General features: G+C 45.9%; 10 protein-coding genes. All 10 read left to right on the forward strand.

The window, feature by feature from the left end; all coding sequences use genetic code 11:
* Nucleotides 1-10 precede the first annotated feature (10 nt).
* The 10 genes from AB9P05_RS09460 to AB9P05_RS09505 all read left to right on the forward strand — a co-directional run bounded on the left by AB9P05_RS09460 (nt 11) and on the right by AB9P05_RS09505 (nt 11,978).
* Nucleotides 11-724, forward strand: a complete 714-nt coding sequence (locus AB9P05_RS09460; protein ID WP_371908579.1) for a DUF4129 domain-containing protein — start codon at nt 11-13, stop codon at nt 722-724.
* Nucleotides 725-726: 2 nt separating this feature from the next.
* A complete protein-coding gene (locus AB9P05_RS09465) occupies nt 727-1,947 on the forward strand; it encodes a DUF4350 domain-containing protein (protein WP_371908580.1) in 1,221 nt (406 codons plus the stop codon).
* A gap of 7 nt (nt 1,948-1,954) precedes the next feature.
* On the forward strand, nt 1,955-2,932 hold the full coding sequence (locus tag AB9P05_RS09470; protein WP_371908581.1) for an AAA family ATPase: 978 nt from the start codon (nt 1,955-1,957) through the stop codon (nt 2,930-2,932).
* Entirely contained in the window at nt 2,929-4,263 is a 1,335-nt protein-coding gene (locus AB9P05_RS09475) for a DUF58 domain-containing protein (protein WP_371908582.1), read from the forward strand. Before AB9P05_RS09470 ends, AB9P05_RS09475 begins: the two co-directional genes overlap by 4 nt.
* Before the next feature lie 4 nt (nt 4,264-4,267).
* Nucleotides 4,268-5,098: a hypothetical protein gene (locus AB9P05_RS09480; RefSeq protein WP_371908583.1), complete on the forward strand. Its 831-nt coding sequence runs from the start codon at nt 4,268-4,270 to the stop codon at nt 5,096-5,098.
* Nucleotides 5,099-5,191: 93 nt separating this feature from the next.
* On the forward strand, nt 5,192-6,661 hold the full coding sequence (gene guaB / locus AB9P05_RS09485; RefSeq protein WP_371908584.1) for an IMP dehydrogenase: 1,470 nt from the start codon (nt 5,192-5,194) through the stop codon (nt 6,659-6,661).
* Nucleotides 6,662-6,788: 127 nt separating this feature from the next.
* Entirely contained in the window at nt 6,789-8,846 is a 2,058-nt protein-coding gene (locus AB9P05_RS09490) for a GAF domain-containing SpoIIE family protein phosphatase (protein WP_371908585.1), read from the forward strand.
* Between the two features lie 38 nt (nt 8,847-8,884).
* Nucleotides 8,885-9,223, forward strand: coding sequence for an STAS domain-containing protein (locus AB9P05_RS09495; RefSeq protein WP_371908586.1), 339 nt, complete (start codon nt 8,885-8,887; stop codon nt 9,221-9,223).
* Entirely contained in the window at nt 9,213-9,629 is a 417-nt protein-coding gene (locus AB9P05_RS09500; protein WP_371908587.1) for an ATP-binding protein, read from the forward strand. The genes AB9P05_RS09495 and AB9P05_RS09500 overlap by 11 nt, the downstream gene beginning before the upstream one ends.
* A 108-nt stretch (nt 9,630-9,737) precedes the next feature.
* Nucleotides 9,738-11,978: a peptidylprolyl isomerase gene (locus AB9P05_RS09505; protein WP_371908588.1), complete on the forward strand. Its 2,241-nt coding sequence runs from the start codon at nt 9,738-9,740 to the stop codon at nt 11,976-11,978.
* Nucleotides 11,979-11,997: the final 19 nt, after the last annotated feature.

Below are 11,997 nucleotides of genomic sequence, written 5' to 3' on the forward strand. Positions count from 1 at the left end.
GACACTCACTTTGAGACTCCATCGGATACTATGGCTGGCTATGCTGATAATCCCTATGGTTGCCTCTTTTGCCTCCGGACAAACTGCTGGAGCCACAGCCACTGAGGTTTCTGCTATTCAAACCCTGCCTGATGAAGCTCTCGAGACCTACCGAAATGATCCGGACTTCATCTATGAAGAAAACGCAAGCGTAGAAGGCCTCTCGCTGATGGATATTATTCTGCTAAAGATTGCAGAGTGGTTTGCGGGTGCCGCTGAGATTGCCTTTGGCGGTGGTATCGGGACTATTATTTTCACCCTGATAATTGTCGCGCTCATTGTTTTCATCATTTCCAAAATGTTTGGATTCGACCTTGGGTTCTTCTACCGGGGTGGTAAAAAATCTTCTGCCATTACCTACAAGGTGGAAGATGAGAATATTCACGAGATCGATTTTGCTTCTGAGATAGAGGCTGCCATGAAAAATGGCCATTACAGGAAAGTGATAAGGCTCATTTATCTGCATATGCTAAAAGAACTCAGCGATAAAGAGCGTATAAACTGGAAGCCACATAAAACCAATGCCGATTATTTGAGAGAAATGAGGGTAGATCCACTGGCATCCGATTTTGAAACCCTCAACTATTACTTTGTCTATAGCTGGTACGGTGACTTCGATGTTAACCTGGCCCAGGTGGAAAGGGTACGGTCTGTGTTTGATCATATGAAAAAATCGCTCGCATAAAGATGAAAAACCACCGTTATCTCATATGGATGGGCCTTATCATCGGCGGGTTTATAGCATTTACCTATGCTCTGCCGCAAAAACAGGACTGGCGTAAGACCTTCAAAACTGATCATAAGATACCCTTTGGTACCTATGTTTTTTATGATCTGGTCGATGATATTCTCGAGCCCGACACGCTCATACACACCCGGGGATCTATAAGTCAGGTATTTAACGAAATGACTCAGGATGACCCTGTGGCAATGATTTTAATTTCTAAAGAGTTCGTTACTACCGGGCTGGAAAATGAGGAAATCCTAAGGCGTGCCAGGAAGGGGAATCACTTTTTTATTTCAGCCGAATTGTTCCGGGGTGGTCTTTTAGATAGCCTTGGCATTTCTGAAAATATCTTTATGAACATTGATATTTGGGAAGGGGAGGAGAGTGATAACCCAACACCGGCCAGTGTTATGCGAAATGGTCGCCTGGATGTTATTTCTACCCATCCGGGTATGCAAGGAGAGTTCTCCTTCAGGGAGCAGCAAACCCCTACCTTATTCCGCCTGGATAGCACTGCTAATGTAAATGTATGGGCCACTTCTAATCTCGATGAATACGCAGTTCTGGTAAATTGCCCTGTGGGTAAAGGATCAATTACCCTTTCAGCCAGCCCATTGGCCCTTACTAACTACAATATTCTAAAGGAGGACAACCATAAGTTTGCCTCACTTGCTCTGGCAGGATTACCCTCATCAGCCACGGTAGTGTACAATACGCACTACCTCATGGGAGGCTCACAGGCAAATACGAGTATGCTGCGCTATGTTAAAGATCGGGTTTCCCTCCGGTACACATGGTATCTGGCATTGATCCTGCTTATTCTCTTCGCATTCTTTAATTCCAAACGCAGGCAGAGGATAATTCCGGTTATGGAGCCACCCAAAAACACCAGTCTTGAATTTACAGAGACCATAGGGAGGCTCTATTACCAGCGAAGAGACCACGCCAACCTGGCATTAAAAAAGACCGAGTTTCTATTGGACTACATTCGGACAAAGTACTACTTGGATACCTCCAGGCTGGATGCTGCTTTTGAGGACAGGCTTCAGAAGAAAAGTGGTAAGCCTAAGAGTGAGATCAAAGCGCTGGTTGCCGAAGTAAACAGATTCAGAAATACCTTAGTGATAGATCAGGGGGGCTTGCTCTCTCTTAACAACAAGATCGAAAGATTCTATAACTAGAGAAAACATGGAAAATGAGATATTCGATAGCCGGTTAGACCTTTCCGGTCTCAGTGAAGCTGTCAGTAGAATACGTCTGGAAGTAGGCAAGGTCATAGTAGGCCAGGACCAGATGGTAGATTTATTACTTACCGCCCTGCTGGCTGATGGACATGTACTTATCGAGGGGGTTCCCGGAGTAGCCAAAACCCTCACCAGTAAAGTGCTTGCACGTATTCTTAATGTGGACTTTAGCCGTATTCAGTTCACTCCTGATCTCATGCCTTCCGATATTCTTGGTACCAGCGTGTTCAATATGAAAGAGGGCACTTTCAGCTATCGCAAGGGGCCGGTATTTACCAATATCCTTCTCATTGATGAGATAAACCGCTCTCCTGCTAAAACCCAAGCTGCCCTATTTGAGGTAATGGAAGAGCGTCAGGTAACAGCTGATGGGGAAACACTCCCATTCCAGGAACCATTTATGGTAGTAGCTACCCAGAACCCCATCGAACAGGAAGGCACCTACAGACTGCCGGAAGCCCAACTGGATCGTTTCCTCTTTAAAATAGAGGTAGGTTACCCGGATGTAGATGATGAGGTAAGCATTCTTAAGAAATTCCACACCGATACCACCGGGGTAAAGCTGGATACGCTCAGTAAGGTATTGAGCGGTGAGGAAATAGTAAAGTACCGCCAGATCACCAGGGAGATCCACGTAAGCGACGAGGTTTTTAAATACATTGCCAGCCTTGTTTCCGATACCAGAGGACATCATGATCTTTACCTGGGCGCTTCGCCCAGAGCCTCCCTGGCTATACTTGCCGGTGCCAAAGCGTATGCCGCTATCAGTGGCCGTGATTTTGTCACGCCCGAAGATGTGCAATTCATAGCCGCACCCGTATTACGGCACCGTCTTATCCTAACTCCTGAAAAGGAAATGGAAGGGGACTCTGTAGATAAAATTATCGGTCGTATTATCGATAAACTGGAAGTGCCAAGGTGATCAGTTTTTTAAGGACATCGTACACTTCTAACCGCTTTTACCTTGTAGGAGGAGCCCTTGCCGGACTGTTCCTGCTGGGCCATTTCTTTGCGCCCTTGCTCTACATAGGCAGGGTGTTGCTGCTTGTTTATCTCGTGCTTATAGTACTGGATTTGCTTATGATTTATTCCTTGAAGAATGGTGTCGAAGCAGTGCGAGTAGCCCCCGATAAGCTCAGTAACGGTGATGATAATTCTATCCGCATAGAGCTTCATAACTATTATTCATTCAGGGTTACAGGAGGTATTGTCGATGAGATCCCCCACCAGTTTCAGAAGCGGGATGTAAACTTTAGCTACAGTATCAAGGCGGGTGAAGAAAAAGAAATTCGGTATACCCTGCATCCCGTGAAAAGAGGCGTGTATAGCTTCGGAGCTGTTAACGTTTTTGCCTCCGGCCCGGTTGGTTTTTTCCGGCGCAGGTACCGCTACGATTATGGCAAAGAAGTAGCCGTATATCCCTCCTATATACAAATGCGGAAGTATGAGTTGCTGGCTATATCCAATCAACTGGTGGATTCAGGCATAAAAAAAATCCGCCGGATTGGCCATAACATGGAATTTGAGCAGATCAAAGACTATGTCCCTGGTGATGATTTCCGCACTATTAACTGGAAGGCCACCGCGAGGCGTAGTCAGCTCATGGTTAATAACTATACCGATGAGCGATCACAGCATATTTATGCTGTAATAGATAAGGGGAGGTTAATGAAAAGCCCCTTCAAAGGCATGACCCTCCTGGACTACGCTATTAATGCCAGCCTGGCCATCACAAATATTGCCATCAAAAAAGATGATAAGGCAGGCCTGGTGACTTATGAATCAACGGTAGACCAGATCATTCCCGCCAGTAAGCGTAATGTCCAGATGAAGCTTATTAACGAAGCCTTGTATCATCAGGAAACCAGCTTTATGGAATCGGATCTGGGAAGAGTAACTGTTCAGCTTCTACGAAAACTTAACCAGAGAAGCCTGTTGCTATTCTTTACCAACTTTGAGAGCATTGTTTCCATGGAGAGGCAGCTGTCTCACCTTCGGCGGCTAGCCCACTCCCATCTTGTGGTTTGCATCTTTTTTGAAAACACAGAACTGACCGGCTTGCTCAATAGTACCCCCAAGAATCTGGAGCAAGTGTACATCAAGACAATTGGCGAGAAATTTGTACTGGAAAAGAAGCAAATAGTAAAAGAACTAAATAAAATAGGCGTTCATGCCGTATTAACACCTCCGGAAAACCTGACTGTTCAAACTGTAAACAAGTATCTGGAGTTAAAGGCGAGAGGTCTTATTTAATCATATGAAACAATACCTGCTTCTTACCCTGTCACTACTTACATGCGCGCCCCTGCTGGCGCAGGTGCCTGATGTTATGAACTCCGTAAAATACGTGGTCATAGACCCATCATACGGAGAGGAAGACACACTCGATCCATATGGGCTGGTATCCCAGGTGTCTGCTACCATGTTGAGTAGCGGATACAAAGTCCTGATGGGTGACCAGTCTAACTGGCCTGCAGAGCTAAAGAAAAACCCCTGCCTGGCCACCTACGCTACCATAGAAACAGTGCCTCGTATGATAGGTAAGTACCAGGTAATATTTGATTTCGAAGACTGTAACGGAGTGCTTATGTACCGCGCTAAAGGCGGTGGTTCCGGAAACTCCCCTGCAGATGCCTTTCAGGACGGAGGTTCCTGGGCGCTAAGGAAGCTAAAAGATTTCCAACTGGATTTTCAGGAAGATAAAGCCAAAAAGTCTAAAAAGAGCAAACGTCTTCAATATGAAAAGGAAGAGCTCGATACCATGATCAATGCCGCCGTAAATCCCTCTATCATCGGACTGTATCGTGTAGAAGAAGGAGAGGGGGACTTTACCGTAGCCGTTATCCCTATGGAAGATGTGTGGCAGGTAGTCGTTTACGAAGCTGGTAACTACCGTGCTGAAGAAGGCGAAGTACTGGGCATACTTAAGAAAGCAGACATCAGCGGTGTGTATAATATGATCTGGCACAAATTCACAGGTGAAAAGACCTTGGCAAAGTGGGATAAAGAGAAGCTGGAAATATCCCAGCCTGCGGGTGCGGGTCAGGCGGCTCCACTAGTCCTGCTAAGGTACATTCCTGAAGATTAGGGAGATTTCTGAAAATTTATGTGAGGCATCAGGTTTTAAATCTGGTAAATGCTGCGTAATTTTGACTGGCAAATAATTACAGGGTTATTTGCTATGAACCACGACACTTCCTTTTTCATTAAAGAGGCGCTCACTTACGATGATGTCCTCTTAATTCCCGGTTATTCCGAAGTTCTACCCCGCGATACCACCACCCCCACGCGGCTAACTCGCAATATCAATCTCAATATTCCACTGGTATCTGCTGCTATGGATACAGTGACTGAGGCAGATCTTGCAATAGCCATGGCCCTTGAGGGTGGGTTGGGCTTTATTCATAAGAACATGAGCACCGAGCGTCAGGCCGATCAGGTTCGTAAGGTTAAGCGCTCGCAGAGTGGGATGATATTGGATCCCATTACGCTCAATGAAAATGCGGCTGTTTCTGATGCAGTCAAAATCATGAAAGAGCATAAGATCGGGGGAATCCCTGTTACTGATGCTGAGGGTAAACTGGTAGGTATCGTGACCAACCGAGATCTCCGGTTCCAGAAGGATCTTGGGGCACGCGTCTCTTCCGTTATGACCAGTAATAACCTCATTACGGCCAAGCCTGGCATAACCCTGGAGGAAGCAGAGGACATTCTTAAGCAATATAAAATAGAGAAACTGCCTATTGTAGATAAAGAGGGCAGGCTTTCCGGGCTTATTACTTACAAGGATATTCTCAAAAACATAGACAGGCCCAACGCCTGCAAGGACAAGTACGGGCGCCTGCGCGTGGGGGCTGCAGTAGGTGTGACCCCTGATCTCATAGAAAGAATTGAAGCCCTGAAAAACGCAGGTGTTGATGTGGTAAGCATTGACACAGCACATGGACATAGCAAAGGGGTAATAGAGGCAGCCAAACGTGTGAAAGCAAAATTTCCCGACCTTGAACTTATAGTAGGTAACGTGGCTACGGGTGATGCCGCCAAAGCCCTGGCTGATGCGGGTGCCGATGCCGTTAAGGTAGGAGTAGGGCCGGGAAGTATTTGTACCACCCGTATTATAGCCGGTGTAGGCGTACCCCAGCTCTCTGCCGTCATCGACTGTTACCTTGCACTTAAAGATACCGATGTGCCTATAATTGCCGATGGGGGTATTCGCTTTAGTGGTGATGTGGTAAAAGCCCTGGCCGGTGGTGCCAGCTCAGTAATGATCGGCTCACTCCTTGCAGGTACAGAAGAGGCCCCCGGAGACATTATTCTGCTGGAGGGACGTAAATATAAATCATACCGTGGTATGGGTTCTCTGGAGGCTATGGATGATGGCAGTAAGGACCGCTATTTCCAGGACGCCGAAGACGATATTAAGAAGCTTGTACCAGAGGGCATCGTAGGACGTGTTCCGTATAAAGGGCTCGTCTCAGAAGTGCTTTACCAGCTTACCGGAGGCCTGCGCGCCGGTATGGGATATTGTGGTGCTGCTACGGTTGATGACCTTAAGCAGGCAAAGTTTGTCAAGATCACCGCTGCAGGTGTGGCAGAGAGCCACCCTCACGATATTACCATTACCCGTGAGGCGCCTAACTATAGCCGCTAATACCTTTCTACTTAAGATTATGCGTATTTGACATAAAAAGAGGACCATCAGTGGGTGGTCCTCTTTCTTCATTTCAAGTATTTACTAAATTTAGGCCTCAAAGAGGAACAGAATTAGAATAACACGAATGCTGTCAGCCAGACATATCAGAAGAATCAGTCTGCTTCTTGCCGTAACCTCCTGGCTGGGGCTACTCATAACCGGCCTCTTTTCCCAGTTCAGTGCTATCAATAACATTGATTCCGGCATTAATAAGAGCCTGCCAATCATTCTTCTCGATCTCTTCATTGTACTGCTTTTCATTTATTACCGGTTCAGGATTGGTAAGGCGGAAAGTGTTAATTTCATCGATCTGCTTTGGCGGGTATTTGTTACCGGCCTTGTGGCCACTGTGGTCTCCCTCTTCATACAGTTCTTTTTCTTTATGATGGGCAACAGTAAGCTTGCCAGTAATGCCCTGCTCATAGATTTTTTCTACCATATAAATCTTGGTCTTACTCTCGCCTTCCTGCTTTCCACCTTTGTGGTATGGAAGCGCCTTATTCTATATCAGAAGAACCGGTGGCTACTTACTGCCTGGAATGCCTTCGAATACCTGCTTTTAGGTAGCTTAGTTGTCGATTTTTTTAACCTGCAGCTATTCGAGTCGGTCTCATTATTTATTATAGTCCCTCTGCTTATTCTGGGTTTTGTACTCAGTGTAAATCTTAAGTGGATAGCCTATTTGAATTTTAAGCAGAAGTGGAAAGCCATATTACTCATCTTATTGGTCATCCTCTATTTATGGTACTTCCTTAAAAATCTGCTTGAGTACAGCACCAGTTATCACTTTACTATAGAGCCTACCACCAGTGTATTCATGCTTTCGCTGGTCATTTTTATACTGGCTTATGCTATTTTTTCACTCTTGGTTATACTCTTTAACCTGCCCACATCTTCTGTATTTGAGAAAAAACTTGAGGAAGTCATCAACTTCCAGCGGCTTAGTAAAACAGTAACCCGTGAGCAACAGGAAGAAAGTGTATACGAGATATTGCTTGACAGTGCCGCCAGCTCCGTGCTTGCAAATGCAGCCTGGCTTGAAGTATACGGCGCTGAAGGTCGAAAAAATAACACCTACTATACCCGCGACCTGAGTAAGAATGAAATCCCTGAGATTATAGGGTATATAAATAAGGCCAGCGTGAAGAAGGTGCTCGATAGGGAGTCCTCTGACGATCCTGAAAATGTACGCCTGTCTGCTAACCTACGCCACCCGGATTATAAGTCCATACTGGTATATCCCCTCTTTGTGCAAAGTGAGCAGGTAGGCACCCTCGTCCTCCTGCAGGATGTGAAAGATGGATTTAACAAGGAGATGATTGATATCATCAATGCCTTTTGTAATCAGGCCAGTATATCCCTTGAAAACTTCCGTCTGCTCGGTGAGGCCCTGGAGAACGAACGATACCGGGAGGCCCTTAAAATTGCTAAAAAAGTCCAGAGAAGCCTTCTGCCTCATTCCGTATTAGAGGAAGAAAGCCTTAGTATGGTTTCCTTTTCCGAGGCAGCAGATGAGGTAGGAGGTGACTATTATGACTTTTTCAGAATAAATGATCATAAGCTAGCGGTCATTATCGGTGACGTTAGCGGTAAGGGTACCTCTGCGGCATTTCATATGTCTCAGATGAAGGGGGTCTTCCATAGCCTCGTAGATGTGGAAGACTCACCTGCTGACTTTATCATCCAGGCAAATGCCGCCCTCAGCCGCTGCCTTGATAAGAGCAGCTTCATTACTGCTTCCTATTTCCTGATTAATACTAATACCCGTACTGTTGAGTTTGTCAGGGCAGGTCATTGTCCTACACTTTACTATAGCAAAGAAACGCAATCAGCATGCTATTATGCCGATAGTGGGCTGGGGCTCGGAATTTTAAGAAACTCTGAGTACAGCCGCTACGTACAAACCAACACGGTAACCTATCAGCCTGGCGATGTTATGTTTCTGTATACCGATGGTATTGTGGAGGCCAGAAATAAGGAGGGTGAGGAATACGGATATGAGAGGCTGAAAAATTTGATTCAGAAAGAGGCTACCGGAAAACCTAAAGATATCTCCGATAAAGTGTTAGAAGACCTCTATTTATTTAGCGGAGAGGCCAGACTTGACGATGATTACACCGCACTGGTTATAAAATTTTTATAAAGAAAACAAACCCTTAAGGGGATTATTCGTACCAATTTATGGTGGATATTGATACTCAGGCAGAAGGAGAAATATTTTTTATTACCGTTCAGGGCGAACTGGATGCCAGTTCTTCTATTCACCTTGATACAGCCATTGCTGAGGCTCTTGAAAGTGGCTATAAAAAAATAGCCATAGGATGCTCCGGGCTGGAGTATATTTCCTCAGCAGGATTGGGGGTATTCATGTCCTACATTGAGGATATGAAAAAAGAAGGCAAAACAATGGTGATCTATGGCGTAAACGAAAAGGTTAAAAATGTTTTTCAAATTCTGGGCCTGGATCAATTACTTACGTTAGTAGATACCAAAGAGAAAGCAATAGAGGTTGTCGGCTAAGTTTAAATATAAAGTACCCTGCCGCAAGGATAAGCTGTGCGAAATCCGGTCTTTTGTATCGGAAGTACTGGCTAAATACAACGTCAGCGAAGTGGAAGTAAACAAACTTGTGCTGGCGGTGGATGAGGTATGCGCCAACCTGATGATCCATTCACACCAATGTAATCCCAACGAACATCTTGAACTGTTCATCCGCGTGAACAAGGACAATGACTTTATTTTTGAAATCACCGATAAGGGAATAGGCTTTAATCTTGCAGAATATAAGGAGCCCAGCCTTCAGGAAGTGGTTCGGAAAAAGAAGAAAGGAGGCATTGGCCTGATGCTGGTAAGGCGTATTATGGACGACATCCAGTTCGAGAGCAAACGCAACCAAAACACCTGCCGTCTCTTCAAAAAGCTCTGATTTTACCCTCTCTGTATCCCTCCCCTTAGCTTTTCCATATGTTCTGTCAGAAAAAATCGCTAAAATTGTCATCGATTTGCGTAAAAAATATATCTGACAACCAGGTAAATGAAAAAGACTGCAAGTATCATCCTAGGACTAGCCCTTTTAGTTACCGCTTGTTCTGCACCCAAAAAGGGAAGTCATGACAGCGATTACCTGTTTAAGGTCGGTGACAAAGAGGTAACAAACGAAGAGTTCATTTATGTTTTTAATAAGAACAACTTCAATAATGACTCCGTCATCACCCGGCAGGAGATAGACGAGTACCTGGAGCTATTCGTAAATTTTAAGCTGAAGGTAAAAGAGGCAGAATCACTGGGGCTGCAAAATGAGGAAGCTTTTATACAGGAGCTCGAGACCTACCGTAAGCAACTGGCCAAACCCTATCTTACCGAAACAACTATTACCAACGCCCTGATTGAAGAAGCATACGAGCGAAGCAAGCAGGAGGTGAACGCAAGCCATATCCTTATCACGGTAGATCCCGGCGCTTCACCGCAGGACACCCTGGCAGCCTACCAAAAGATAACCGCACTAAGGGACAGGGCCATAAATGGGGAGGATTTCAATGCACTTGCCCGGTCCAATAGCCAAGACCCCTCTGCGGTTCAAAACGGCGGCAATCTCGGCTATTTCACGTCCATGCAAATGGTATATCCATTTGAGGAGGCTGCATATGCCACCGCGGAAGGGGAGGTTAGTGAGCCTTTCCGTACACGCTATGGCTATCATATTGTAAAAGTACACGATAAGCGCGAAAGCCGCGGAAAAATAAAAGTGGCTCATATTATGATTCGCGCCGCTCAGGGTATGAGCGTTGAAGACAGCGTGGCGGCCCGTAAAAAAGCTGAAGAGATTTACCGTATGCTTGACCAGGGAGCGGACTGGTTCGAGACAGCCAGTGAGTACTCAGAAGATTTGAATACAAAAGATCGAGGAGGTGAGCTTCCCTGGTTTGGAACTGGTAACATGGTACCCTCTTTTGAGAATGCTGCCTTCGCCCTAGAAAACCCAAAAGACATAAGCGAGCCTGTTAAAACCCCGTATGGCTGGCATATTATTAGACTTCTTGAGCGACAGTCAGTTCCTGCTCTGGAGGATGTCCGGGAAAATATTGCCCGGCAAATTAACCGGGATAGCCGGGCCGAAGTGAACAAGAAAGCACTCATTAAGCGCCTCAAAGAAGAAAACTCATTCCAAGAGAATACTGAGGTCCTGGAGCAGATGGTCGCTCTGGTGTCAACAGCTGCTGTTTCCGGTAATTGGGAGAAAGCACAGTCAGACTCACTTGGGTCCAAGGCGGTATTTACCATCAATTTAAAACCTTACTATGTCAGCGACTTCATTTCCCTCGCGGAACGGTCTGCTGAAGGGCTCAACAGGGGAGGGACTGCCGAGCCTTCCGTAAGAAACCTGTATGACCGCTGGACAGAAATGAAACTGGTAGAGTATGAAGAAGAGCACCTGGCAGATAAGTACGATGACTATCGCCTTCTGTATCAGGAGTACCGTGAAGGTATATTACTATTCGAACTAATGGATCGAAAAGTATGGTCAAAAGCCACCCGTGACACTAGCGGGCTTCGGAACTATTACCAGGAAAACATTGAAAAATACCAATGGGGCAAACGTTTTAATGCAGCAATAATTAAACTTTCAGATGCCAGCCTGGCAGATGAAGTAAAGCCCCTGCTGAAAGCTGACCTCTACCCTGTATCCGGTAGTACCACAGTATTGGAACCCGGAGATGGTGACATGCTGTTCAACAACCTGCACCGTTTTAAGCTGGATAGCCTTGCCAGACGGGTAAATGCCAAATCATCATTGATCCTTACGGCTTCACTGCCTGAGGAAGATGAGGCGTTTGCAGACTCAGTTCGCCAGACCCTGAGCCGTTTTGGCATAAATGGCGAAAAGCTGAGAACACAAGGTACGGAAAGTAGCACGGCGGCGTTAGCCATTATGAGCACGTCTCCTAAAGACATGGAGGCTTTCCTGAATGAGGGGCGTCCATTGTCATTCCGTGTAGATTATGGGCGGTTTGAAGTGTCAGGTAACGAAATGCTACAGGACCTGCCTGCCGAAAAAGGAGTTTATGAAGTAACAGATGATGAAAATGCCCTCATCCGGATATATGAGGTGCTTGAGCCTCAGGCTAAGCAACTGTCTGAAATAAGAGGTCAGGTCATCAGTGATTACCAGGAGCATCTGGAAAAGGAGTGGGTAGCTGAACTTCGGGAGAAATACCCTGTGGAGATAAACCGGAGGGCACTGAACGAAATATACAGGAAGTTTGAGAATGAGTAAAGGGTGGTTAGTCTGCCTA

It is taken from the genome of Roseivirga sp. BDSF3-8 (assembly GCF_041449215.1).
Classification (GTDB): Bacteria; Bacteroidota; Bacteroidia; order Cytophagales; family Cyclobacteriaceae; genus JBGNFV01.

Coding starts and splice junctions, on each gene's coding strand:
- AB9P05_RS09465 (WP_371908580.1), top strand. CDS start 727: ATGAAAAACCACCGTTATCTCATATGGATGGGCCTTATCATCGGCGGG.
- AB9P05_RS09470 (WP_371908581.1), top strand. CDS start 1,955: ATGGAAAATGAGATATTCGATAGCCGGTTAGACCTTTCCGGTCTCAGT.
- AB9P05_RS09480 (WP_371908583.1), top strand. CDS start 4,268: ATGAAACAATACCTGCTTCTTACCCTGTCACTACTTACATGCGCGCCC.
- guaB (WP_371908584.1), top strand. CDS start 5,192: ATGAACCACGACACTTCCTTTTTCATTAAAGAGGCGCTCACTTACGAT.
- AB9P05_RS09490 (WP_371908585.1), top strand. CDS start 6,789: ATGCTGTCAGCCAGACATATCAGAAGAATCAGTCTGCTTCTTGCCGTA.
- AB9P05_RS09495 (WP_371908586.1), top strand. CDS start 8,885: ATGGTGGATATTGATACTCAGGCAGAAGGAGAAATATTTTTTATTACC.
- AB9P05_RS09505 (WP_371908588.1), top strand. CDS start 9,738: ATGAAAAAGACTGCAAGTATCATCCTAGGACTAGCCCTTTTAGTTACC.